23 protein-coding genes are annotated in these 23,278 nt (G+C 63.0%); 19 read left to right on the top strand and 4 right to left on the bottom strand.

All coding sequences use genetic code 11. The annotated features are described in order from the left end of the window. The first annotated feature begins 226 nt into the window (after window positions 1-226). The 4 genes from B0G81_RS17765 to ftsB all read left to right on the top strand — a co-directional run bounded on the left by B0G81_RS17765 (window position 227) and on the right by ftsB (window position 4,802). The gene (locus B0G81_RS17765; protein ID WP_106279465.1) at window positions 227-1,900 is read left to right on the top strand and encodes a CTP synthase; all 1,674 of its coding nucleotides are present in this window, start codon (window positions 227-229) and stop codon (window positions 1,898-1,900) included. Next, window positions 1,897-2,751, top strand: a complete 855-nt coding sequence (kdsA, locus tag B0G81_RS17760) for a 3-deoxy-8-phosphooctulonate synthase (protein ID WP_134137820.1) — start codon at window positions 1,897-1,899, stop codon at window positions 2,749-2,751. Before B0G81_RS17765 ends, kdsA begins: the two co-directional genes overlap by 4 nt. A 216-nt stretch (window positions 2,752-2,967) precedes the next feature. Continuing rightward, window positions 2,968-4,251: a phosphopyruvate hydratase gene (gene eno, locus B0G81_RS17755; protein ID WP_012433549.1), complete on the top strand. Its 1,284-nt coding sequence runs from the start codon at window positions 2,968-2,970 to the stop codon at window positions 4,249-4,251. A 113-nt stretch (window positions 4,252-4,364) separates the two neighbouring features. Beyond that, window positions 4,365-4,802 (top strand): cell division protein FtsB, encoded by a 438-nt coding sequence (gene ftsB, locus B0G81_RS17750; RefSeq protein ID WP_106279469.1) that lies wholly within the window; start codon window positions 4,365-4,367, stop codon window positions 4,800-4,802. A gap of 136 nt (window positions 4,803-4,938) precedes the next feature. Here the strand turns inward: ftsB and B0G81_RS17745 are convergent, their stop codons facing one another. From B0G81_RS17745 to B0G81_RS17735, 3 genes are all read right to left on the bottom strand, one after another. Further along, the gene (locus tag B0G81_RS17745) at window positions 4,939-5,328 is read right to left on the bottom strand and encodes a hypothetical protein (protein WP_134137819.1); all 390 of its coding nucleotides are present in this window, start codon (window positions 5,326-5,328) and stop codon (window positions 4,939-4,941) included. Between the two features lie 201 nt (window positions 5,329-5,529). Then, complete coding sequence (gene hslO, locus B0G81_RS17740) at window positions 5,530-6,480, bottom strand: Hsp33 family molecular chaperone HslO (protein WP_012433546.1); 951 nt, start codon at window positions 6,478-6,480, stop codon at window positions 5,530-5,532. A 55-nt stretch (window positions 6,481-6,535) separates the two neighbouring features. Next, a complete protein-coding gene (locus tag B0G81_RS17735; RefSeq protein ID WP_116117700.1) occupies window positions 6,536-7,060 on the bottom strand; it encodes a gamma carbonic anhydrase family protein in 525 nt (174 codons plus the stop codon). Between the two features lie 334 nt (window positions 7,061-7,394). Between B0G81_RS17735 and B0G81_RS17730 the strand changes: the two genes are divergently transcribed. The 9 genes from B0G81_RS17730 (at window position 7,395) to B0G81_RS17690 (ending at window position 15,557) form a co-directional block, all read left to right on the top strand. Beyond that, window positions 7,395-8,279, top strand: a complete 885-nt coding sequence (locus tag B0G81_RS17730) for an alpha/beta hydrolase (protein WP_134137818.1) — start codon at window positions 7,395-7,397, stop codon at window positions 8,277-8,279. A 118-nt stretch (window positions 8,280-8,397) separates the two neighbouring features. Next, on the top strand, window positions 8,398-9,228 hold the full coding sequence (locus B0G81_RS17725; protein WP_116117699.1) for a 3',5'-nucleoside bisphosphate phosphatase: 831 nt from the start codon (window positions 8,398-8,400) through the stop codon (window positions 9,226-9,228). A gap of 130 nt (window positions 9,229-9,358) precedes the next feature. Next, window positions 9,359-9,994 (top strand): L-threonylcarbamoyladenylate synthase, encoded by a 636-nt coding sequence (locus B0G81_RS17720; RefSeq protein ID WP_106279782.1) that lies wholly within the window; start codon window positions 9,359-9,361, stop codon window positions 9,992-9,994. Window positions 9,995-10,041: 47 nt separating this feature from the next. Then, the gene (locus tag B0G81_RS17715; protein WP_134137817.1) at window positions 10,042-10,704 is read left to right on the top strand and encodes a site-2 protease family protein; all 663 of its coding nucleotides are present in this window, start codon (window positions 10,042-10,044) and stop codon (window positions 10,702-10,704) included. Window positions 10,705-10,710: 6 nt separating this feature from the next. Further along, window positions 10,711-11,913, top strand: a complete 1,203-nt coding sequence (locus tag B0G81_RS17710; RefSeq protein WP_106279479.1) for a tryptophan--tRNA ligase — start codon at window positions 10,711-10,713, stop codon at window positions 11,911-11,913. A gap of 17 nt (window positions 11,914-11,930) precedes the next feature. Then, entirely contained in the window at window positions 11,931-12,533 is a 603-nt protein-coding gene (locus B0G81_RS17705; RefSeq protein WP_134137816.1) for a class I SAM-dependent methyltransferase, read from the top strand. 43 nt (window positions 12,534-12,576) lie between these two features. Then, entirely contained in the window at window positions 12,577-13,503 is a 927-nt protein-coding gene (gene dapA, locus B0G81_RS17700) for a 4-hydroxy-tetrahydrodipicolinate synthase (RefSeq protein WP_134137815.1), read from the top strand. A 133-nt stretch (window positions 13,504-13,636) separates the two neighbouring features. Next, the gene (gene bamC / locus B0G81_RS17695) at window positions 13,637-14,776 is read left to right on the top strand and encodes an outer membrane protein assembly factor BamC (RefSeq protein ID WP_134137814.1); all 1,140 of its coding nucleotides are present in this window, start codon (window positions 13,637-13,639) and stop codon (window positions 14,774-14,776) included. 7 nt (window positions 14,777-14,783) lie between these two features. Continuing rightward, window positions 14,784-15,557 (top strand): MBL fold metallo-hydrolase, encoded by a 774-nt coding sequence (locus B0G81_RS17690; protein ID WP_134137813.1) that lies wholly within the window; start codon window positions 14,784-14,786, stop codon window positions 15,555-15,557. Between the two features lie 129 nt (window positions 15,558-15,686). Here the strand turns inward: B0G81_RS17690 and B0G81_RS17685 are convergent, their stop codons facing one another. Then, window positions 15,687-16,385, bottom strand: coding sequence for a Bax inhibitor-1/YccA family protein (locus B0G81_RS17685; RefSeq protein WP_106279488.1), 699 nt, complete (start codon window positions 16,383-16,385; stop codon window positions 15,687-15,689). 292 nt (window positions 16,386-16,677) lie between these two features. On the opposite strand from B0G81_RS17685, the gene ndk reads away from it, so the two are divergent. The 6 genes from ndk to B0G81_RS17655 all read left to right on the top strand — a co-directional run bounded on the left by ndk (window position 16,678) and on the right by B0G81_RS17655 (window position 23,195). Then, a complete protein-coding gene (gene ndk, locus B0G81_RS17680; protein WP_012433533.1) occupies window positions 16,678-17,103 on the top strand; it encodes a nucleoside-diphosphate kinase in 426 nt (141 codons plus the stop codon). Between the two features lie 160 nt (window positions 17,104-17,263). Next, window positions 17,264-18,415 carry a 23S rRNA (adenine(2503)-C(2))-methyltransferase RlmN gene (gene rlmN / locus B0G81_RS17675; RefSeq protein WP_134137812.1) on the top strand — a complete coding sequence of 384 codons (1,152 nt, stop codon included), beginning with the start codon at window positions 17,264-17,266 and terminating at the stop codon, window positions 18,413-18,415. Window positions 18,416-18,631: 216 nt separating this feature from the next. Continuing rightward, a complete protein-coding gene (locus tag B0G81_RS17670; RefSeq protein WP_134137811.1) occupies window positions 18,632-19,723 on the top strand; it encodes a helix-turn-helix domain-containing protein in 1,092 nt (363 codons plus the stop codon). A gap of 86 nt (window positions 19,724-19,809) precedes the next feature. Then, a complete protein-coding gene (gene ispG / locus B0G81_RS17665) occupies window positions 19,810-21,126 on the top strand; it encodes a flavodoxin-dependent (E)-4-hydroxy-3-methylbut-2-enyl-diphosphate synthase (RefSeq protein WP_116117692.1) in 1,317 nt (438 codons plus the stop codon). Window positions 21,127-21,146: 20 nt separating this feature from the next. Continuing rightward, a complete protein-coding gene (gene hisS / locus B0G81_RS17660; protein ID WP_134137810.1) occupies window positions 21,147-22,487 on the top strand; it encodes a histidine--tRNA ligase in 1,341 nt (446 codons plus the stop codon). A gap of 78 nt (window positions 22,488-22,565) precedes the next feature. After that, window positions 22,566-23,195, top strand: coding sequence for a tetratricopeptide repeat protein (locus B0G81_RS17655; protein ID WP_106279496.1), 630 nt, complete (start codon window positions 22,566-22,568; stop codon window positions 23,193-23,195). The last annotated feature ends 83 nt before the right edge of the window (window positions 23,196-23,278 follow it).

The raw sequence follows: 23,278 nt of genomic DNA, 5'->3' as shown, positions 1-23,278 counted from the left end.
GCACGCGCGGACGTTGGCGCGGATGGCGACGGCGGCCGCATCAGCCATGCACCGCGACGCCGGCCATGGCGCGCCGCGCCGGCACGCGCCGCAGCAAAACGGTGCATGATCCCATCACGGCAGCGGCCGCCGCCACGGCGCGCGCACGTGTGGATGCCGTCAGGATTTTGCTGGGGTTGGGGCCCTGCTTTACGGTATAATCCGTTTTTCCCGCGAGCATCCAGCGATGACCAAATATGTTTTCGTCACCGGCGGCGTAGTATCTTCCCTCGGCAAGGGTATTGCCGCCGCTTCCCTCGCCGCGATCCTCGAATCGCGCGGTCTTAAAGTCACCCTCCTCAAGCTCGATCCCTACATCAATGTCGACCCCGGCACGATGAGCCCGTTTCAACACGGCGAAGTGTTCGTGACGGAAGACGGAGCGGAGACCGACCTCGACCTCGGCCACTATGAGCGCTTCATCAGCACGAAGATGCGCAAGGCCAATAACTTCACCACAGGTCAGATTTACGAATCGGTGATCCGCAAGGAACGCCGCGGCGATTATCTCGGCAAGACGGTGCAGGTCATCCCGCACATCACGAATGAAATCCAGGCGTTCATCGAACGCGGCGCGGCTTCCGCGACGTGCGGTGAGCCGGACGTCGCCATCGTCGAAGTGGGCGGAACCGTGGGCGATATCGAATCGCTGCCGTTCCTCGAGGCCGCGCGTCAGATGAGCCTGCGCATGGGCCGCAACAGCGCGTGCTTCGTGCACCTCACGCTGGTGCCTTGGGTCGCCACGGCCGGCGAACTGAAGACCAAGCCCACGCAGCACAGCGTGCAGAAGCTGCGCGAAATCGGCATCTCGCCGCACGTGCTGCTGTGCCGTGCCGACCGCCGCATTCCGGACGACGAGCGCGCCAAGATCTCCATGTTCTCGAACGTGCCGGAAGACGCCGTGATCTCCGTGTGGGACGCGGACAGCATCTACAAGATTCCGCAGATGCTGCACGATCAGGGTCTGGACGCGATCATCTGCGAAGAGCTCAAGCTCGCGCCGAAGGCCGCGGACCTGTCCATGTGGTCCGACCTCGTCGAGAAGCTCGAGCATCCGAAGCACGAAGTCACGATCGGCATGGTCGGCAAGTATGTCGATCTGACGGAGTCGTACAAGTCGCTGATCGAAGCGCTGCGCCATGCGTCGATGCATACGTCGACCAAGGTCAACATCGAATATATCGACTCGGAAGAGGTCGAGACGCAAGGCGTCGAAAGCCTCAAGCATCTGGACGCCGTGCTGGTGCCGGGCGGCTTCGGCCGTCGCGGTACGGAAGGCAAGATCGCCGCGATCCGCTATGCACGCGAAGCGAAGGTGCCGTATCTCGGCATCTGCCTCGGCATGCAACTCGCCGTGATCGAATTCGCCCGCGACGTGGTCGGTCTGAAAGACGCGAACAGCACCGAGTTCGATCAGGAAACGCCGAACCGCGTGGTCGCGCTGATCACCGAGTGGTACGACCGCGAAGGCCGCGTCGAGAAGCGTACGGAAGAGTCCGATCTGGGCGGCACCATGCGCCTCGGTTCGCAACGTTGCCCGATCAAGCCCGGCACCATGGCCGAAGAGATTTATGGCAAGGACGTGAACGAACGCCATCGCCACCGTTATGAAGTCAATAACCGCTTCGTGCCCCAACTCGAAGCCGGCGGCCTTATCATCAGCGCCCGTACTCCGAGCGAAGATCTGCCGGAAATGATGGAATTGCCGCGCAGCATGCACCCGTGGTTCGTCGGCGTGCAGTTCCACCCGGAATTCACGTCCACGCCGCGTGACGGGCATCCGCTGTTCAAGTCGTTCGTCGAAGCAGCGCTTGCGCATCACGAAGCGCAAGCGCCGGTCGCAGTCGGGGAGAAAGCATGAAACTGGGCGATTTCGAAATCGGGCTCGACAGGCCGTTTTTCCTGATCGCAGGCACCTGTGTCGTCGAATCCGAACAGATGACGATCGACACAGCCGGCCGGCTGAAGGAAATCTGCGCGAAGCTGAATATTCCGTTCATCTACAAATCGTCGTACGACAAGGCCAATCGCAGCAGCGGCAAGTCGTTCCGCGGTCTGGGCATGGACGAAGGCTTGCGGATTCTGTCGGAAGTGAAGCGTCAGCTCGGTCTGCCGGTGCTGACCGACGTTCACGCCGAGCACGAGATCGAGCAGGTCGCCTCGGTGGTCGACGTATTGCAAACGCCGGCTTTCCTGTGCCGCCAAACGGACTTCATTCACGCTTGCGCGCGTTCGGGCAAACCGGTCAACATCAAGAAAGGCCAGTTTCTCGCACCGGGCGACATGAAGAACGTAATCGACAAGGCGCGCGACGCCGCGCGTGAAGCAGGTCTGTCGGAAGACCGCTTCATGGCGTGCGAGCGCGGCGTGTCGTTCGGTTATAACAACCTCGTGTCGGACATGCGTTCGCTCGCGATCATGCGCGAAACCAATGCGCCGGTCGTGTTCGACGCCACCCACTCGGTGCAGTTGCCGGGCGGGCAGGGCACGAGTTCGGGCGGTCAGCGCGAGTTCGTGCCGGTGCTGGCGCGTGCCGCGGTGGCGGTGGGCGTGTCGGGGCTCTTCATGGAGACGCACCCGAATCCGGCTGAAGCCAAGTCGGACGGTCCGAACGCCGTGCCGCTGCATCGCATGGCCGATTTGCTCGAGACGCTGGTTACGCTCGATCAGGCCGTCAAGCGCGCACCGTTCCTCGAAAGCGATTTCAACTGATTCAGGCGTTCACCGCGTGTCACGATCGGTACGCACAATCGTGGCACGCGGCGAATGCACGCAATGGTCGTCGAACGTATCTGCGCGCGGGTAGTTTGCCGGGGAGACCGGTGCTCTGCACGGGACCGAAGTGAGCGATGAAGCGCTGACTCCGGATCGTCAGGCGCCAGATACAGTGTCACAGTAAAGAATTCAACGTCATTTCTTGAGGAAACCATGAGTGCTATCGTAGATATCATCGGTCGAGAGATTCTCGATTCGCGAGGCAACCCCACCGTCGAATGCGACGTGCTGCTCGAGTCGGGCACGATGGGCCGCGCCGCGGTGCCGTCGGGCGCGTCGACGGGTTCGCGTGAAGCAATCGAACTGCGCGACGGCGAAACCGGCCGTTACGGCGGCAAGGGCGTGCTGAAGGCTGTCGAGCACATCAACACCGAAATCTCCGAAGCGATCATGGGCCTCGACGCTTCCGAGCAGGCCTTCCTCGACAAGACCCTGCTGGAACTCGACGGTACGGACAACAAGTCGCGCCTCGGCGCGAACGCGATGCTGGCTGTTTCGATGGCCGTTGCGAAGGCTGCCGCTGAAGAAGCCGGCCTGCCGCTGTACCGCTACTTCGGCGGCTCGGGCGCGATGCAACTGCCGGTGCCGATGATGAACATCGTCAACGGCGGCGCGCACGCCAACAACAGCCTGGACATCCAGGAATTCATGATCGTGCCGGTCAGCCAGCCGACCTTCCGCGAAGCACTGCGCTGCGGCGCCGAAGTGTTCCACGCGCTGAAGAAGATCCTGTCGGACCGCGGCATGAGCACGGCAGTGGGCGACGAAGGCGGTTTCGCGCCGAACTTCGGCAGCAACGACGAATGCCTGTCGACCATTCTGCAAGCCATCGAGAAAGCCGGCTACCGCGCCGGTGAAGACGTGCTGCTCGCCCTCGACTGCGCGGCGAGCGAGTTCTACCACGACGGCAAATATCAACTGGCCGGCGAAGGCCTGCAACTGTCGTCCACGGAATTCGCGGACTACCTCGCGAACCTGGCCGACAAGTTCCCGATCGTGTCGATCGAAGACGGCATGCACGAAAGCGACTGGGCCGGCTGGAAAACGCTGACCGACAAGCTCGGCAAGAAGGTGCAACTGGTCGGCGACGACCTGTTCGTCACCAACACGCGCATCCTGAAGGAAGGCATCGAAAAGGGCATCGCCAACTCGATCCTGATCAAGATCAACCAGATCGGTACGCTCACGGAAACCTTCGCGGCGATCGAAATGGCCAAGCGCGCCGGCTACACCGCAGTGATCTCGCACCGTTCGGGCGAAACCGAAGATTCGACGATCGCGGATATCGCGGTCGGCCTGAATGCCGGTCAGATCAAGACGGGTTCGCTGTCGCGTTCGGACCGCATCTCGAAGTACAACCAGTTGCTGCGCATCGAAGAAGACCTCGGTGATATCGCCAGCTACCCTGGCAAGTCGGCGTTCTACAATCTGCGCTAATGGCTGGTGTGCTGGCGCTGACCGATGAGCCGGTTATCCTTCGTCTTCGTTTCTGATTGAACCCGCCGCCCTGCGTATAGCGCAGGGCGGCGTGTATTTATTGTGCTTACTTCATGCGGCTTGTCACTGCTGTCCTGATCGTTCTACTGGCGCTGATCCAGTACCCGCTCTGGTGGGGGCACGGCGGTTGGTTGCGCGTGCACGAGTTGCAGCAGCAACTGGCGCAGCAGGTGCAAAAGAATGCCGATTCGAAACTGCGCAACGAACGCATTCAAGGCGAAGTGCAGGACTTGCAGAACGGCACGTCCGCGGTCGAAGAGCGGGCGCGTTATGAGATGGGCATGGTGAAGGACGGCGAGGTGTTCGTGCAGTTCGTCTCGCCGAACGCGCCGTTGCCGTCGGGGAACACGCCTTCGGTCACGACCTCCACACGGGGCGAGATGTCGGCGGCGCCGCTGCATGTCGTGCCGAATCCGGAGTCGCGCGCCAAGCCGGATCGCAAGCATGGCGGCAAGGCGGCTGCTGCCAAAGATAAGAAGCCTGCGCACTAAGCGTCGCCGTAGCGCGGCAACGGTTCAGTACGACGGATGCAATGAAGGCACGGTGAGAACCGTGCCTTTTTCTTTGACCCTCGCGGCCGCACGCCGCGCCGCGATTTCCGCAGTGCACATCAGAGCCTGTGGGCGCTCACCAGCCCCAATACGGCCCGTAACCGACGCCGATACCTGTACCCCAGCCGTGTCCCCAACCACCGCCGTAATAGCTGCCGTACACGCTGACAGGTGGCGTGTAGTAACGCGACCAGGCTTGCGCTGCGTTGTCGGCCGCAATCGCCTGATTCTGCTCGGCCATCACCTGGCGATCGATCGCGTCATAGCGCTGGCGTTCTTCAGGCGTCAGCGGTTGGGCGGTGGCGGCCATGCCCGACTGGTCGGCGGGCAGCCGGCTATAAATCGGCGACGGCCCCGGCGGGTCCATCATGCAGCCCGCCAGCGCGCCACTGCCGACGACGACAGCCAGCACAGCCACCGTGCGCGCACGGCACAGCAGCGCGATCAACGAAGTAGGATGTTTCATGTTCGATCTCCATCGGTCGGATGCCTAAGCAAATCATGCGCCGCGCGCACCGCCAATGATTCAACGCAATGATCAAAGATACTGCGCCGCCCGGGCCCTGAAAAGGCAGCGGGCGGCGCGGTATTTTTTTACTGCCGTGATGCAGGCGTGATGAACCGCCGTTCGGCGCGTATGCAATCCGCGCGCCGAATGGCGACTCGTTTAGTGCCGCTGTTCAGCCGCGGGCGTCACACCTTGTGAGAGCGCCTCGGCGACGAAAAGTTGCGCCACGTCGACCGGATCGAACTCGTAACGCTGGTTGCAGAACTCGCAATGAATCTCGACATGGCCGCGCTCTTCGAGCACGCCGTCGACTTCTTCGCGGCCCAGCATCTTCAGCATGCCGCCGACTTTTTCGCGCGAACACGTGCACTCGAAGCGCGCCGTGGCCGGTTCGAAATGCTGGACGTTTTCCTGCCAGAAGAGACGCCGGAAGATCGTTTCCGGTTCTTCCTTCAGCAGCTCGTCTTGCGACATCGTGCCGCCCAGCGTGCAGACGCGCTCCCACGTGTCCGCGTCGAGATCGCCCGGATGGGGCACGATGCCGCCGTCGCCCGGCAGCTTTTGCAGCAGCATGCCGACCGCGCGCTCGGTGTTCGCCGCGAGCCACAGGCGCGTGTCGAGCTGCTCCGAGTGATGCATGTAATGTTCGAGCACTTCGGCCATGGAGTTGAGCGGGCCGTCCACGCCCGACAGCGGCACGATACTTTGATACGGCTGCTGACCGGGCTGCTTGCTGGCCGGGTCGAGCGTGATCACGCAGCGGCCGTGGCCGCTTGCGTTGAGCAGGTCGACCATGCTGGCCGTCTCGCCGATCACGTTGGCCGCCTCGCCGGATAGCTTGGCGGTGGCGCGCATCGACAGGTCGGAGCCGCATTGCACCACCAGCATCTTGACCGGGCCGTCGCCGAAAATTTGCATGATGAGCGTGCCGTCGAACTTGAGATTCGCCGACAGCAGGGCGCACGCCGCCATCATTTCGCCCAGAACCGTCCGCACCGGCGCCGGATAGTCGCGGCGCGTCAGCACTTCCTGCCATGTATTGCGCAGGGAAACGATCTCGCCGCGCACTGGCGCCGCGCTGAACATGAATTTTTGCAACTGGTCGCTCACAACTTTTCCTCGGTCAAATGACGCAGCAGGATGCCGCGCCGCGCGCTCCGGCTGGTTAGCCGATGCGCACGAGCTGCGCCTTGTAGTATTCGCGGCGCTCGGCATAAACTGCCGCGCCGCGCTGCATGTTGGCGATATCCGTCTCGGTCAGTTCGCGCACCACCTTGGCGGGCGCGCCGAGAATCAGCGAATTGTCGGGAAACACCTTGCCCTCGGTGACGATGGCGCCCGCTCCGACCAGACAGTTGCGGCCGATTACCGCTCCATTCAAGACCACGGCCTGAATTCCGATCAGCGAACCTTCCTTGATCGTGCAGCCGTGCAGCATGACCTGATGGCCGACGGTAACGTTCGGCTCGATCGTGAGCGGAAAACCGGGGTCGGTGTGCAGCACGGCGTTTTCCTGCACGTTGCTGGCGGCGCCGATGGTGATCGGCTCGTTGTCGCCGCGAATCGTCGCGCCGAACCAGACGCTGGCGTTCTCCCCGAGCGTCACGTTGCCGATGATGCTCGCCGAATCCGCGACAAAGACGCTTTCATGGATGGTCGGGGCGGCTTCGCCAAGCTTGTAAATGGTCACGGTGTCTCCTCTTGATCGGTCGCTGCGTGCGCTGGACAGGGCGCCGGATCGCCCGGAACGGTTGGTCTCACCGGGCTGTCCGGCCTCGCCGGCGCATCGGGCGCGTTGGATGGTCGAATCGGGTATTGTAAACGGTTGTGTGGTTGAGCCGCTTGGCCCGGCCACGAGGTGCTCGCTTCGCGGCTCGCGGCAAGGTCCGCGCGGATGCGATGCGGACCGCGTCCCGGCGCCGCTCTTGTCCGGCGATTGAGATTTACTTCACCATCCGGCGCGCGCATAGGCGGGCTATCTCGTTATAATCGAACGACCATTCGTTTTTTTGGACGTGCCGTTCATGAACACTTCCCAGTCTGAATTCGTCGCCGTGCGCGGCATCCGCCTGCATGTGCGGCGTTGGGGCCATCCGGATGCGCCGATGCTCTTCATGCTGCACGGCTCGATGGACGTGGCCGCGTCGTTCCAGTTCGTCGTCGATGCGCTGGGCGGCGACTGGCAGGTGCTGGCGCCGGATATGCGCGGTTTTGGCCTGTCGGACTGGCCGGTGGCCGAGCACGGCGGCGGCAACTACTGGATTCAGGACTATCTGGCCGATCTCGACGCCTTGCTCGACCACTACGCGCCGACCGGCGAAGTGAATCTGGTCGGCCACAGCATGGGGGCGAACATCGCCTGCGTGTATGCGGGCGTGCGGCCGGAGCGGGTGCGGCGGGTGGTCGATCTGGAAGGCTTCGGTCTTGCGCCGTCGCACTCGGCGCAAGCGCCCAGGCGCCTGCGCAACTGGCTCGACGAGTTGCGCGATCCGCCGCAACTGAAGCGCTACGCGTCGCTCGACGACGTCGCCGCGCGCCTGATCAAGACCAATCCGCGCCTCGATCCGCAGCGCGCGCAGTTTCTCGCGCAGCATTGGTCGAAGCCGGACGGCGAAGGGCGCTTCATGCTGCTCGCCGATCCCGCGCACAAGCTGCGTGGCCCGGCGCTGTACCGTCTCGACGAAGTGATGGCGACCTGGCGTAAGGTAAGCGCGAAGGTGCTGCACGTGGAAGCCGCCAATTCGCCGACGCTCGCGCAGATTGCCGGCGAGATTCCACTCGACGAATTCAAGGCGCGTTTTCAGGCGTTCCCCGACTGGCGCGAGAAAATCATCGACGGAGCGGGGCACATGGTGCATCACGACCAGCCGGAGCAGGTGGCCGCGCTGATCGAGGGATTCTGCGCGTAGCGCTTTCGAGAAGTCCTCGGGTTCCGGGGCAGCCGCTTCGGGGCGTCCGTTGTGAGATAGCTCTGCGTCCGCTTACTGCGTTGCAGTAAAATGAGCGCAGAACCTTTTCAAGACGACGATGAACGCCGACCTCCACTGTCACTCCACCGTTTCCGACGGCCAGTTCGCGCCGGCCGACGTCGCGCGCCGCGCGCATGCGGGCGGCGTGACGTTGTGGGCGCTGACCGATCACGATGAGCTGGGCGGCCAGCACGAAGCGCGAAGCACCGCCGAGGCGCTCGGCATGGACTATCTGAGCGGCGTCGAGATTTCGGTCACGTGGGCGTCGCGCACGGTGCACATCGTCGGGCTGGGTATCGATCCCACCAGTTCGATCCTGATCGACGGCCTCGCGCGTACGCGCAACGGCCGCGCCGCGCGGGCGGAGGCGATCGGCGAGCAACTCGCCACGCTCGGCATTCCCGACGCCTATCAGGGCGCGCTGAAATATGTGTCGAATCCGGACATGATTTCGCGTACCCATTTCGCGCGCTTCATGGTGGAAAGCGGCTACGCCAGTTCCACGCAGGACGTGTTCAGCCGCTTTCTCGGCGACGGCAAACCGGGCTACGTGGCGCACCGCTGGGCCAAGCTGGCCGACGCGGTGGGCTGGATTCAGGCCGCCGGCGGCGAAGCGATCATTGCGCATCCGGGTCGCTACGCTTACTCGCCGGTCGAATTCGACGCATTTTTTGCCGAGTTCATCGATCTCGGCGGTAAGGCGATCGAGGTGGTGACGGGCAGCCACACGCCGGACCAGTACCGTGAATACGCCGATGTCGCGCGCCGTTTCGGTTTCGAGGCGTCGCGCGGGTCCGACTTCCATGCCCCGGGCGAAGGCCGCGTCGATCTCGGCACGCTGCCGCCGCTGCCCGCCGATCTGAAGCCCGTCTGGGAACGCTGGCTGTGAGCGCGCCGTGCCGTCGCGGCACGTCGTCGACGAAAAGCGGCCGGGCAAGGCGCATATTTTCGACCGACGCTCAGCCGCAGCCCGCTTTGCCGACCGTCCGCCTTCCATCCGTGAGCTAACGTTAGCCGCCATGTCCCAATACTTCCGGCTTCATCCTGATAACCCGCAGCCGCGCCTCGTCAAGCAGGCCGTGCAGATCATCAACGATGGCGGCGTGGTCGCGTTGCCGACGGATTCGAGCTACGCGCTCGCCTGCCATCTGGACGACAAGGACGCGGTCGAGCGTCTGCGACGCATTCGCGGACTCGACGAGAAGCAGTTGCTGTCGCTCCTGGTGCGCGACCTGTCGGAACTCGCCAATTTCGCGATGGTGGACAACCGCCAATACCGGCTGATCAAATCGGTGACGCCGGGTCCGTACGTGTTCGTCCTGCAAGCCACCAAGGAAGTGCCGCGGCGCCTGTCGCATCCGTCGCGCAAGACCATTGGGCTGCGCGTGCCGGATCACGCGATCACGCTGGCGATTCTCGAAGAACTCGGCCAGCCGCTGCTCGGCTCGACCCTGATCATGCCGGGCGAAACCCAGCCGTTGAATGACCCCGAAGAAATCCGCGAGCGCCTCGAGAAGCAACTGGATCTGGTGATCGACGGCGGTCCGTGCGCGTGCGAGCCGTCCACGGTGATCGATCTGACCGGCGCGGAACCGGTGCTGGTGCGGCCGGGGCGTGGGTCGCTGGCGCCGTTCGGCCTCGAAGAAACGGCATGAGTGAAAGCGGACAGACGCACGCAATCGCGTTGTTACAATAACGAGTTATGGATTCTTCCCTGATACAGACCATTGCGGTGTACGCGCTGCCGGTGATTTTCGCCATCACGCTGCACGAAGCCGCCCATGGTTACGTCGCGCGCTGGCTCGGCGACAATACCGCTTATGTGCTCGGCCGCGTCTCCGTCAATCCGATGCGGCACATCGATCCGCTCGGCACGATCGCGATTCCCTTGCTGTTGTACTTCGCCACGAGCGGCGCATTCATGTTCGGCTATGCCAAACCGGTGCCGGTCGCCTTCGGCAACCTGCGCAATCCGCGCTGGGGCAGCCTGTGGGTCGCCGCCGCGGGCCCGGCCTGCAATTTCGTGCAGGCGGTGATCTGGGGGCTGTTCGGCGTCGCGCTCGCGGTCATGAACGTGGACGAGCCGTTCTTCACGCGCATGGCGGGCGCGGGCGTCGGCGTGAACCTCGTGCTCGGCGTGCTCAACCTGTTTCCGCTGCCGCCGCTCGACGGCGGCCGTGTGCTAATGGCCCTGCTGCCGCCGCGGCAGTCCATCACGCTGTCGCGCCTCGAACCGTACGGGTTTTTCGTCGTGATGGCGCTGGTCATGACGGGCACGCTCACGCGATACTGGCTGAACCCGCTGGTCACGATCGGCTATAGCGCGATCACCGCCATTCTGACTCCCCTTGTTTCGCTTTTCTAGATAACCATGTTCCCAGACCGTATCTTCTCCGGCATGCGGCCCACCGGATCGTTGCACCTCGGCCACTATCACGGCGTGCTGAAAAACTGGGTGCGGCTGCAGTCCGAGTACCCGTGCTTTTTTTGTGTCGTCGACTGGCATGCGCTGACGACGCACTACGAAACGCCCGAAGTGATCGAAAAGAATGTCTGGGACGTGCTGATCGACTGGCTGGCCTCCGGCATCGATCCGGCGCAGGCCACGCTGTTCATTCAGAGCAAGGTGCCCGAGCATGCCGAGCTGGCGCTGCTGCTCGGCATGAGCACGCCGCTCGGCTGGCTCGAACGCGTGCCGACCTACAAGGAGCAGCAGGAGAAGCTGAAGGACAAGGATCTGTCCACTTACGGCTTCCTCGGCTATCCGGTGCTGATGGCGGCGGACATTCTGCTGTATCGCGGCTCGCTCGTGCCGGTTGGCGAAGACCAGGTGCCGCACGTTGAAATGACGCGCGAAATCGCGCGCCGTTTCAACTATCTGTACGGCCGCGAACCGGGCTTCGAAGAGAAGGCCAACGACGCCGCGAAAAAGCTCGGCGGCAAGCGCGCCAAGCTGTACCACGAGCTGCGCAACGCTTACCAGCAGGAAGGCGACGACGAAGCGCTCGAACAGGCGCGCGCCATGTTGCAGGAGTCGCAGAGCCTGTCGATGAACGACCGGGAGCGCCTGTTCGGCTACCTCGAAGGTTCGCGCAAGATCATTCTGGTTGAGCCGCAAGCGATGTTGACGGAAGCGTCGCGCATGCCGGGTCTCGATGGCCAAAAAATGTCGAAGTCGTACGGCAACACGATCGGCCTGCGTGAAGATGCGGAGACCATCACGAAGAAAGTCCGCACCATGCCGACCGATCCGGCTCGCGTGCGCCGCACCGATCCGGGCGACCCCGACAAATGCCCGGTGTGGCAGCTTCATCAGGTCTACACGGACGAAGCCACCCACGAATGGGTGCAGAAGGGTTGCCGCACGGCCGGCATTGGTTGCCTCGAGTGCAAGCAACCCGTGATCGAAGGCATCCTGCGCGAGCAGCAGCCCATGCTCGAGCGCGCGCAGAAGTACATGGACGATCCGTCACTGTTGCGCGCGATCGTTGCCGACGGTTGCGACAAGGCCCGCCGGTTCGCCACGGAAACGATGCGCGACGTACGGGAAGCCATGGGGCTCTCGTACAACTGACGAGCGGCTCTGATCTCATGAGTATTTCCGCTGCTGCCGCCGTGCATGGATTGGGCGAGCCGTCGCCGTGGGTGCGCGATTGGGCGCATCTGGTCGCGAAGGGCGGTGCTGTGCTCGACGTCGCGTCCGGAGCGGGGCGGCATGCGCGTTTCTTTGCGTCGCTGGGGCATCCGGTGACCGCCATCGACCGCGACGCGGCGGCGCTCGACGCGCTGCGCGGCGAGCCGTCCGTCACCCCACTCCAGGCCGATCTCGAAAGCGCCGCGTGGCCTCTGCCGGCTGACGCAAAATTCGCCGCCGTCGTGGTGACGAATTACCTGCACCGGCCGCTCTTTCCGCAGCTTCTGGACGCGCTCGCGCCCGGCGGCGTACTGGTTTACGAGACCTTCGCGCAAGGAAACGAAAGCGTCGGCAAACCCTCTAATCCGGCGTTTCTGCTGGCGCCGGGCGAGCTCCTCGACCGCGTGCGCGGCCGGCTCCGGGTCGTCGCTTTTCAGGACGGTTTTCTCGCGCAGCCGCGCCCGGCCTACGTCCAGCGGATCTGCGCAATTCTGGAGGCGGAGCGCTCAGTCGACCCCGCGCAGGCGGCACCCCCGCCTTGTTACGAGTTGGCTGGCTAATCCGCTACAATCGCGGTTTACCTGATCAAATTCATGGCGTTTCATGACTAACGGCAACCACAGCGGCAACCAAGGCAGCAACACCGGCGTTCAGATTCGCGGCAGCATTCCTGCCATCATCACCCCGATGCTCGAAGACGGCGGCCTCGATCTGCCGGCGTTTCGCAAACTGATCGACTGGCACGTCGCGGAGGGCACGAACGCTCTCGTGGTGGTCGGCACGAGCGGCGAGTCGGCCACGCTGTCGGTCGAAGAACACGTGCTGATGGTCAAGACCGCAGTCGAGCATACAGCGAGCCGGATTCCGGTGATCGCAGGCTCGGGCGGCAACTCCACCACAGAGGCGATCGAACTTACCCGGCAGGCCAAGGAAGTCGGCGCCGACGCCACGCTTCAGGTCGTGCCGTACTACAACAAGCCGACGCAGGAAGGCATCTATCGCCACTTCGCGAAGATCGCCGAAACCGTCGATCTGCCGGTCATTCTGTACAACGTGCCGGGCCGCACCGTTGCGGACATGAGCAACGAAACCATTCTGCGTTGCGCGCAGGTGCCGGGCATCATCGGTGTGAAGGAAGCGACCGGCAATATCGATCGCGCCGCGCATCTGATCAAGTCCGCGCCGTCGCACTTCGGCATCTACAGCGGCGACGATCCCACCGCGATCGCGCTGATGCTGCTGGGCGGCCACGGTAATATTTCGGTCACCGCCAACGTCGCGCCGCGCGCGATGAGCGAGCTCTGCAAGGCCGCCCTGGCTGCGGATGCGAAGACCGCGCGTGAAATTCATCTGAAACTCCTGTCGCTGCATAAGAACCTGTTCATCGAATCGAATCCGATTCCGGCCAAATGGGCACTGCAGCAACTGGGTCGTGTGCAGGGCGGAATCCGCCTGCCGCTCACGCCGCTCGACGCGCAATACCACGAAGTGGTGCGCGCCGCGCTGCGCGAAGCGGGCCTGCTGGGCTAGGCGGATAGCGTCCGCGGCACCCAGTAGCGCTAACGAAAGCCTGCCACCGGCACTCCCTTAACCGACGTCGATCCAGCCCACGTTCCCGGCACACAGAACCAAGGCACCGCGTTCCAGCATCACGAAGGACCTCATGAAACGTTCCGCACTTTCCCTCCACGCAACCCGCATGGCGGCGCTGGCGCTTGCCCTCACGACGCTCGCCGGCTGTGACACGCTGAACGACTGGTTTGCTTCCGACCGCGTCAACTACAAGGGCGCGGGCAGCGCACCGCCGCTGGCCGTTCCGAACGATTTGAGCACCACCAAGACCGACGAGCGGTATGTCGCACCGCCGGCCAATCTGGCATTGGGCGGCGCGCAGAAGCGCGCGGTGACGGCTGCCGGCAATACGACCGAAGGCCAGCCCAACGCGCAGGATCCGCTCGGCATGCATATCGAACGTGATGGCGATCGCCGCTGGCTGGTCGTCGACGGCCGCTCGCCGGATCAGCTCTGGCCGCAGTTGCAGGAGTTCTGGCAGGAAAACGGCTTCGCGCTGAAGACCGACGCGCCGGCCACCGGCATCATGACGACCGACTGGGCGGAAAACCGCGCCAACATTCCGGACGACTGGTTCCGCCGCACGGTGGGCAAGGTCATCGATTTCGCGTATTCGTCGGGCACGCGTGACAGCTTCCGCACACTCGTGTCGCGCGCGCCGGGCGACACGACCGACATCTCCATCACGCACAGCGCCATGGAGGAAGTGTTGACGGGGCAGGACAAGACGTCGTCGCGTTGGGAAGAGCGGCCGCGCGATCCGGCGCTCGAGGCCCTGTTCCTCACCAAGCTGATGCAGAAGTTCGGCTTGACCGAAGCGCAATCGAAGCAACTGCTGACCGACGCGCGCACAGCGGTTGCGCCGGCCACGATCGACCAGAGCGCGGGCGCATCCACGCTCGACCTGCCTGAGTCGTTCGATCGCGCGTGGCTGCGCGTGGGCCTTGCGCTCGACCGCACCAACTTTACCGTCGACGACCGCGATCGCGCGAAGGGCATCTACTACGTCCGCTATGCGGACTCGATGCAGGAACTGAAGAAGGAAGGGCTGCTCGGCAAGCTGTTCTACAGCGGCAATTCGTCGAAGAAGCCGAGCCAGGAATTCCTCGTCAACGTGCGTTCGAAGGGCGACACGGTGACGCAAGTGGCGGTGCTGACGGCGAACGGGCAGGTCGACAATTCGTCCGACGCGCAGCGCATCGTGACGCTGCTGCACGCGCAACTGAACTAAGCGGACTGTGAGGTTCGCGAGTCTCGGTAGCGGCAGTGAAGGCAATGCGTTGCTGGTGGAAGCGCAAAGCGGCGCGACCACCACGCGCGTGTTGCTCGATTGCGGTTTTTCGGCCAGGGAAGTGGAGCGGCGTCTAACGCGGCTCGGCGCGAGCGTCGAGGGTCTCGACGCGATACTGATCACGCATGAACATAGCGACCACATTGGCAGCGCGCTGACGCTGGCGCGCAAGTGGTCGATTCCGTTGTACATGAGCTGGGGCACCGCCCGCGCGGTGGGCGCCGACGAAGCCGACATTGACCTGCAGGTGCTGTGGGGCGACGAAGCGGTGGCGATCGGCGACCTCAGCATTCTTCCCTACACCGTTCCGCATGACGCGCGCGAGCCGCTGCAATACGTGCTGTCGAACGGCGCGAGCCGGCTCGGCGTGCTGACGGATGTCGGCACGTCCACGCCGCATATCAGCTCGGTGCTGAGTGGCTGCGACGCGCTGGTGCTCGAATGCAATCACGACGTGCGGATGCTGGCGGGCAGCCGTTATCCGCAGTCGCTGAAGGCGCGCATCGGCGGGAATCATGGGCATTTGAACAACGACGCGGCGGCTGAAATTCTCGCCTCGCTCGATCGTTCGCGATTGCGCCATCTTGTTGCCGCGCATTTGAGCCAGCAGAACAATCTGCCGGAACTGGCGCAGGCAGCCATGGCCGGTGTGCTGGGCGCGGCGCCGACGGAAGTGGTGGTGGCGTCCCAAGATGAGGGATTCGCGTGGCTGAGCGTGTGACGCGCGTCTGACGCTGGATTTGCGCGCGGCGGACACCGCGGCGCCATAAAAAAAGCCCATAACGATTGCTCGTTATGGGCTTTGTCTTTCAGGGCGGTGGCGTTTCGAACGCCGCGCCCCGAATCAGGCTTAGTTGCGATTGCCGCCGAAGATGCCGAGCAGCGCCAGCAGATTCACGAACACGTTGTACAGATCCAGGTAGATCGCGAGGGTAGCGGTGATGTAATTCGTTTCACCGCCATTCACGACGCGCTGAACGTCAAACAGCATGTAGGCCGAGAAGATCACGATGGCCATGACCGACACCGTGAGCATGAGCGCCGGCAGATGCAGGAACACGTTCGCGACCGATGCGAGCAGCAGCACGATCACGCCCATGAACAGCCACTTGCCGAGACCCGAGAAGTCGCGCTTGCTGACCGTGGCGATGGTTGCCATGGACGCGAAGATCACACCAGTGCCACCGAAGGCGAGCATGATCAACGACGGGCCGTTCGAAAAACCGAGCACAAAGCTCAGGATGCGCGACAGCATCAAGCCCATGAAGAACGTGAAGCCGAGCAGCACGAACACACCGGCCGCGCTGTCTTTGGTCTTCTGAATGGCGAACATGAAGCCGAAGGCGATCGCGAAGAACGCCAGCATGCTCATGGCGGGACTCGTGGCGGCGAACAGCGAGAAACCGGTGGTGAGGCCCACCCACGCGCCCAGCACTGTCGGAATCATGGACAGCGCGAGCAGCCAGTAGGTGTTCCGTAGCACGCGGTTACGCGTTTCGACCGTGCTGACCGCGCCATTGCGGCCAAAGCTATACGGATGTTCGTTCATGGTCTCTCCTTACCTCAGAAGCGTGATGCGTATGGTTGTGAAGCGGGTTGTAGCAAGTGGTGCGGCGCCGGTGGGATTTCCCGCCGCCCGCAGCGCTCTCATCACTAAGATTGGCGCGCGGGCGGGGAGTTTCAATACCCTGAAAATACCACACCACCTACGCTACCAGTATTCGGAAACTCCTGCTTGGAGTCTTTCAATGCTGTAAGGGTTCAATCACAATCATACACGGGAACATGCTACAATAGCGGATTCATTTGAATCTGTAACCTCTTAATTTTTTGGAGTTTTTATGGCGATCGAACGCACCCTGTCGATTATCAAGCCGGACGCAGTGGCCAAGAACGTGATCGGCCAGATCTACAGCCGTTTCGAAAACGCTGGCCTGAAGATCGTGGCTTCGCGCATGGTTCACCTGTCGCGCGCCGACGCGGAGAAGTTCTACGCTGTGCACGCTGCACGTCCGTTCTTCAAGGACCTCGTCGATTTCATGATCTCGGGCCCGGTCGTCGTGCAAGCGCTGGAAGGCGAGAACGCCATCCTGAAGCACCGTGACCTGATGGGTGCAACGGACCCGAAGAAGGCGGAAAAGGGCACGATCCGCGCTGACTTCGCTGACAGCATCGACGCGAACGCAGTGCACGGTTCGGACGCCGCTGAAACCGCTGCCGTTGAAATCGCATTCTTCTTCCCGCAAGTGAACGTGTACTCGCGCTAAGCAGAACTCCCGTGCGCGATTCGTGCAGCCGACCGGATTTATCGCACGAATCGCCCGGCAAAGTAGTAAGGTAAAAGCAGCAGGAATGGGCGCGAACGGCATTGCGTTCATGCAGCTTGTTGCATGAACGTAGTCTCGCACTGAAATGGCAGGATTCGATATGACGAGCAGTCCCACCGTCAACCTTCTCGACCTCGACGCCCAAGGGCTTGTCGCTTACTGCGACAGCCTGGGCGAGAAGCCGTTTCGCGCCAAGCAATTGCAGCGCTGGATTCACCAATACAACGCTGCCGACTTCGACGGCATGACCGATCTCGCGAAGTCCTTGCGCGAAAAGCTCAAGGGGCGCGCCACGATCTCGATGCCGGGCATCGTCAGCGACAATATTTCGACCGACGGCACACGCAAGTGGCTGATCGACGTCGGCAACAGCAACGCGGTTGAAACCGTCTACATTCCCGAAGAAACGCGTGGCACGCTGTGTGTGTCGTCGCAGGCCGGGTGCGCGGTCAACTGCCGTTTCTGTTCGACCGGCAAGCAGGGTTTCTCCCGCAATCTCACCACCGCTGAAATCATCGGCCAGTTGCGCATGGCCGAGTTCGCACTGCGCGCGTCGCGCGGCGTGGACGGCGGGCGCGCCACGGGTGGCGACGGCAAGGGCGAGCGGGTCGTCACGAACGTCGTGATGATGGGCATGGGCGAGCCGCTGCTCAATTACGACGCGGTTGTGCCGGCCATGCGCCTGATGCTCGACGACAACGCCTACGGCCTGTCGCGCCGCCGTGTCACGCTGTCCACCTCGGGCGTCGTGCCCATGATGGACCGGCTCGGCACCGATCTGCCGGTGGCGCTCGCGGTCTCCTTGCATGCGCCTAGCGATCCGCTGCGCGACATGCTCGTGCCGCTGAACAAGAAGTACCCGCTGCGCGAACTGATGGCGGCTTGCCAGCGCTATCTGAAGGTCGCGCCGCGCGATTTCATTACGTTTGAATATTGCATGCTCGACGGCGTGAACGACAGCGAAGCGCAAGCGCGCGAATTGCTCGCGGTCACGCGCGACGTGCCGTGCAAATTCAACCTGATTCCGTTTAATCCGTTCCCCGAATCGGGCCTCATCCGCTCGAAACCGGAACAGATCAAGCGGTTTGCACAAGTACTGATGGACGCGGGCGTCGTCACTACGGTGCGCAAGACACGCGGCGATGATATCGACGCTGCCTGCGGTCAGTTGGCCGGCGCGGTGAAAGACCGCACCCGCCTCGCTGAGCGCACCGGGAAGGCAGCCAAGGTGATCGAGGTTCGCGCCGTGTAATCGCGCGGTGAAGGCAGGGCGCCCGCGTTCGGAGAAGCTCCGCGAACGCACGACAACCTGCCGTGCCGGCGTCGATTGAAAAGAAAGTTTGCAGAAGCGATCGGAAGCGGCGCACAAGGCCGCACATTTTGTTATAAACGGTCTGCGATTCGGACGTGAGGCTTGAGCCCGTCCGGCTCGCACGAGTGAAAAAGAATCGACGCGAAAGGATTTGGGATGAGTGAGCCGCAGCACCCGCAGCCGCAGGACACAGACACGAACGAAAGCCATCCGGCGCCGGTCGCACGGGCGGCGGTGCAGCCTGTTGTGCAGCCGGGCATGGATTCGTTGGCGGCGGTTGGCGCGCGCTTGACCCAATTGCGTGAATCGAAAGGCTGGACGATCGACGACGTGTCGGCGCGTTTGAAAGTGTCCGTCACCAAGCTGCGCGCGCTCGAATCGGGCGACATCAGCCACTTGCCCGATACGACCTTCGCGCTCGGCGTGGTGCGCAGCTACGCGAAAATGCTCGGTGCGGATCCCACGCCGTTCACGGCGGCACTGCGCCGCGAAAAGGGAGTGCCCGCGCCGGATCTGTCGATGCCGGCGTCGTCGGGTAGGGACTTGCCGCGTGGCAAGGTATCGCTCTCGCTGGGTGGCAGTGGGCAAAAGAGCCGCTCGTGGCTGTGGGGTGTGGCGGCGGTGATCGTCGCGGTGATCGCGCTCGGCATGTGGCACACCAATGGCGGCGATTCGTCCGCCTGGCTGGCGCGCTTGAAAGCGAGCGCGAACGGTGCCACTGGCGGCGCAACCGGCGCATCGGGCGCGGTGGCGCAGGGCCAATCGGCAGGTTCGGAAGCGACTGCGGAAGAGGCTGCTTCAGCGCCGGATACGCAGGCGGCAGCGGAGAATGCAGCGTCGGCTACGCCGATGCCCGCGCCGCTCGCTACCGGTACGGCACCTTCGTCGGCCCCGGCAGTGACGGCAATGACGGCCGCGCCTAAGACGGGCTCGCAGGCACCGGTTGGGACAACCGCGCCGGGCGCGAGCGCACCGGCGGCCACGGTGACGCCGGCTGCGGGTCAGTCGACCGTCGCGTTGAGCGTGAAGCAGGATAGCTGGTTCAGCGTGCGTGGCAAAGATGGCAAGGAAGTGTTCTCCGGCCTCGTGCACGCAGGCGATACCAAGGCAGTAACGGGCGAAGCGCCTTTCAAGGTCACGCTCGGCAACAGGGCCGGCCTCGACTCGCTGACGCTCGACGGCCAGCCGGTCGATCCCGCGAAATATGCGGCGGCCAAGGGCAACGTGGCGCGTTTCGCGCTGCCTTGACAGATACGGTATGCGCCGCGGCCAACCGGTCCGCGGCGCTTTTTCAATTCAGGCGCGACGTCTTTTGTGTGGCGCATGCGGCGTAAATGGGTTTTTCGATGCAATCCGAAGCTCAATCCCAATCCAGTAGCAAGATCGTTTCCAACGAGCCGGTGTTCGGCGGCCAGGCACCGCGGCGCAAGTCGCACGCGGTGGACGTCCGTTGGGGCGGCCAGCTCGTTACCATCGGCGGCGACGCCCCCGTGCGCATCCAGTCGATGACCAACACGGACACTGCGGACGCGATCGGCACCGCCATCCAGATCAAGGAACTGGCGCAAGCCGGCTCGGAACTGGTGCGTATCACGGTGAACACGCCGGAAGCAGCTGCGGCGGTGCCGGCCGTGCGCGAGCAGCTCGACCGCATGGGCGTGTCGGTGCCGCTGGTCGGCGACTTCCATTACAACGGCCATTTGCTGTTGCGCGATTACCCCGCGTGCGCGGAGTCGTTGTCCAAGTACCGGATCAATCCGGGCAACGTGGGTCACGGCGCGAAACGCGACACGCAGTTCGCGCAGATGATCGAAGCCGCGGCGAAGTACGATAAGCCGGTGCGTATCGGCGTCAACTGGGGCAGTCTCGATCAGGACCTGCTCGCGAAGATGATGGACGAGAATGCCGCGCGTTCCACGCCGTGGGAAGCGCAAAGTGTCATGTACGAAGCGCTCATCCAGTCGGCGATCGGCTCGGCGGAGCGGGCGGTCGAACTCGGCCTGTCACGCAATCAGATCATTCTGTCGTGCAAGGTCAGCGGCGTGCAGGACCTGATCGCCGTGTACCGCGAACTCGCGCGCCGTTGCGACTTCGCGCTGCATCTCGGCTTGACCGAGGCGGGCATGGGTTCGAAGGGCATCGTTGCCTCGACGGCGGCATTGTCTGTATTGCTGCAGCAGGGCATCGGCGACACGATCCGCATTTCGCTCACGCCGGAACCGGGCGCCTCGCGCACCGGCGAAGTGATCGTCGGCCAGGAAATTTTGCAGACCATGGGTCTGCGCTCGTTCACGCCGATGGTGATCGCGTGCCCGGGTTGCGGTCGCACCACCAGCACGCTGTTCCAGGAACTGGCGTCGCAAATCCAGACCTATTTGCGTACACAGATGCCGGTTTGGCGCGATCAGTATCCTGGCGTCGAAAAGATGCACGTCGCGGTGATGGGCTGCATCGTCAACGGTCCGGGCGAGTCGAAGCAGGCGAATATCGGCATCAGCCTGCCGGGTTCGGGCGAGAACCCGGCCGCGCCGGTGTTCATCGACGGCGAGAAGGTCAAGACGCTGCGCGGCGATAACATCGCGCAAGAATTCCAGCAAATCGTGAGTGACTACGTCGAGCGCAGCTATGGCCGCGCCACGGTAGCCAACTAAACATCGGCTCTCGAATACAGATGACTGAACAGAAGAAAAAGCTCGAAAAGCTCTCCGGCGTGAAGGGCATGAACGACATCCTTCCGCAGGAAGCCGGGCTGTGGGAATTTTTCGAAACGACCGTCAAGTCGATGCTGCGTTCGTACGGATACCAGAATATTCGTACGCCGATCATCGAGCATACGCAGCTGTTCAAGCGCGGTATCGGTGAAGTGACCGACATCGTCGAGAAAGAGATGTACAGCTTTACCGACGCACTGAACGGTGAAAATCTGACCATGCGCCCGGAAAACACGGCAGCGGTGGTGCGCGCGGTGATCGAACACAACATGCTGTACGACGGCCCGAAGCGTCTGTGGTACATCGGTCCGATGTTCCGTCACGAGCGTCCGCAGCGCGGCCGTTATCGCCAGTTCCATCAGGTCGGCGTGGAAGCGCTCGGCTTTGCCGGTCCGGACGCCGACGCTGAAATCATCATGATGTGCCAGCGTTTGTGGGACGACCTCGGGCTGATGGGCATCAAGCTCGAAATCAACTCGCTGGGCCTCGCGGATGAACGCGCGGCGCATCGTGTGGAATTGATCGCGTACCTCGAAAAGCACATGGACGTGCTCGACGAAGAAGCGAAGCGCCGTCTCTACACGAACCCGCTGCGCGTGCTGGACACGAAGAATCCGGCCATGCAGGAAGTCGCGCAGAACGCGCCCAAGCTGATCGATTTTCTCGGCGAAGAATCGCGCGCGCACTTCGAAGGTTTGCAGCGCATTCTGAAGGCGAACAACATCCCGTTCAAGATCAATCCGCGTCTCGTGCGCGGTCTCGATTACTACAATCTGACCGTGTTCGAATGGGTGACCGACAAGCTCGGCGCGCAAGGTACCGTCGCGGCGGGCGGCCGTTACGATCCGCTGATCGAGCAGCTTGGCGGCAAGCCGACGGCGGCATGCGGTTGGGCAATGGGCATTGAGCGCATCCTCGAGCTGCTGAAGGAAGAGCAACTCGTGCCGGAAGACGAAGGTTGTGACGTGTACGTGGTCCATCAGGGCGACGCGGCGCGCGAGCAAGCCTTTATCATCGCCGAGCGTTTGCGTGACACCGGTCTCGACGTGATCCTGCATTGCAGCGCCGACGGTCAACCGGCCAGCTTCAAATCGCAGATGAAGCGTGCCGACGCAAGCGGCGCGGCCTTCGCCGTGGTGCTCGGCGAAGACGAGATTGCCAACGGCACGGTCGGCGTCAAACCGCTGCGCGATACAAATGCTAACGGCGGTAAAAACGAGCAACAAAACGTGCCGGCCGAAGACTTGACCGAATTTCTAATCAATGCGATGGTTGCAACCGCCGAAGACGGCGACGACTGATCGCGATGTCGTCGAGCCGGTTGGTTTTCAATCGGGTTCGACATGCACACGTAGCAAGAAAGAGGAAATCGCCGGGCAATGAGTTACCACGACGAACAAGAATCGATTGAAAGTCTGAAGGCATGGTGGACGCAGTGGGGCAATGCAACCACATGGATCGTGCTGGTGGCACTGGTGGCCGCCGCCGGCTGGAACGGCTGGAATTTTTGGCAACGGCGCCAGGCGGCTGAAGCCGCCGTGCTGTACGACCAGGTGCAGCAAGCCGTGGCATCGGGCGACAAGGCGAAGATCACGCGCGTCGCCACCGACATGGAAGATAAGTTCAGCCGCACCGCGTATGCGCAAATGACCGCGCTGGGCGCCGCCAAGGCGCTGTACGCCGCGGGCGACGAATCCGCTGCGAAGGCGCAACTGCAATGGACCATCGATCACGCGAAAGATGACGAGTTCAAGCAGATCGCCAAGCTGCGTCTTGCTTCATTGCTGCTCGACGACAAGGCTTACGATCAGGGCCTCGCCTTGCTCGCCGAACCGCAGTCCGACGCGTTCAAAGGCATCGTGGCGAACGGCCGCGGCGATCTGCTCGCCGCTCAAGGCAAGCGTGACGATGCACGCGCGGCCTATAAGCTCGCGCTCGACTCGCTGTCGAAAAACGATAGCTCGGCACGCCAGTTGATTCAGTTCAAGCTGGACGCGCTGGGCGGCTGATCGCCGCATATGAGCGCGCCAATCAGCGCCGCGTGCAACGACCAACCGGTCTCTTTTAACTAATTTCCTGAATGCTTCGTCCA

The sequence above is a fragment of the Paraburkholderia sp. BL6665CI2N2 genome (genome assembly GCF_004366535.1).
Lineage (GTDB): Bacteria > Pseudomonadota > Gammaproteobacteria > Burkholderiales > Burkholderiaceae > Paraburkholderia.
The sequence above is the reverse complement of the archived record's forward strand: the minus strand, read 5'-3'. Positions and strand labels throughout refer to the sequence as shown.

Bases quoted from the DNA above. Each gene is read 5' to 3' on its own strand.
- B0G81_RS17765 (WP_106279465.1), top strand. From the start codon at position 227: ATGACCAAATATGTTTTCGTCACCGGCGGCGTAGTATCTTCCCTCGGC.
- kdsA (WP_134137820.1), top strand. From the start codon at position 1,897: ATGAAACTGGGCGATTTCGAAATCGGGCTCGACAGGCCGTTTTTCCTG.
- eno (WP_012433549.1), top strand. From the start codon at position 2,968: ATGAGTGCTATCGTAGATATCATCGGTCGAGAGATTCTCGATTCGCGA.
- ftsB (WP_106279469.1), top strand. From the start codon at position 4,365: ATGCGGCTTGTCACTGCTGTCCTGATCGTTCTACTGGCGCTGATCCAG.
- B0G81_RS17745 (WP_134137819.1), bottom strand. From the start codon at position 5,328: ATGAAACATCCTACTTCGTTGATCGCGCTGCTGTGCCGTGCGCGCACG.
- B0G81_RS17730 (WP_134137818.1), top strand. From the start codon at position 7,395: ATGAACACTTCCCAGTCTGAATTCGTCGCCGTGCGCGGCATCCGCCTG.
- B0G81_RS17725 (WP_116117699.1), top strand. From the start codon at position 8,398: ATGAACGCCGACCTCCACTGTCACTCCACCGTTTCCGACGGCCAGTTC.
- B0G81_RS17720 (WP_106279782.1), top strand. From the start codon at position 9,359: ATGTCCCAATACTTCCGGCTTCATCCTGATAACCCGCAGCCGCGCCTC.
- B0G81_RS17715 (WP_134137817.1), top strand. From the start codon at position 10,042: ATGGATTCTTCCCTGATACAGACCATTGCGGTGTACGCGCTGCCGGTG.
- B0G81_RS17710 (WP_106279479.1), top strand. From the start codon at position 10,711: ATGTTCCCAGACCGTATCTTCTCCGGCATGCGGCCCACCGGATCGTTG.
- B0G81_RS17705 (WP_134137816.1), top strand. From the start codon at position 11,931: ATGAGTATTTCCGCTGCTGCCGCCGTGCATGGATTGGGCGAGCCGTCG.
- dapA (WP_134137815.1), top strand. From the start codon at position 12,577: ATGACTAACGGCAACCACAGCGGCAACCAAGGCAGCAACACCGGCGTT.
- bamC (WP_134137814.1), top strand. From the start codon at position 13,637: ATGAAACGTTCCGCACTTTCCCTCCACGCAACCCGCATGGCGGCGCTG.
- B0G81_RS17685 (WP_106279488.1), bottom strand. From the start codon at position 16,385: ATGAACGAACATCCGTATAGCTTTGGCCGCAATGGCGCGGTCAGCACG.
- ndk (WP_012433533.1), top strand. From the start codon at position 16,678: ATGGCGATCGAACGCACCCTGTCGATTATCAAGCCGGACGCAGTGGCC.
- rlmN (WP_134137812.1), top strand. From the start codon at position 17,264: ATGACGAGCAGTCCCACCGTCAACCTTCTCGACCTCGACGCCCAAGGG.
- B0G81_RS17670 (WP_134137811.1), top strand. From the start codon at position 18,632: ATGAGTGAGCCGCAGCACCCGCAGCCGCAGGACACAGACACGAACGAA.
- ispG (WP_116117692.1), top strand. From the start codon at position 19,810: ATGGGTTTTTCGATGCAATCCGAAGCTCAATCCCAATCCAGTAGCAAG.
- hisS (WP_134137810.1), top strand. From the start codon at position 21,147: ATGACTGAACAGAAGAAAAAGCTCGAAAAGCTCTCCGGCGTGAAGGGC.
- B0G81_RS17655 (WP_106279496.1), top strand. From the start codon at position 22,566: ATGAGTTACCACGACGAACAAGAATCGATTGAAAGTCTGAAGGCATGG.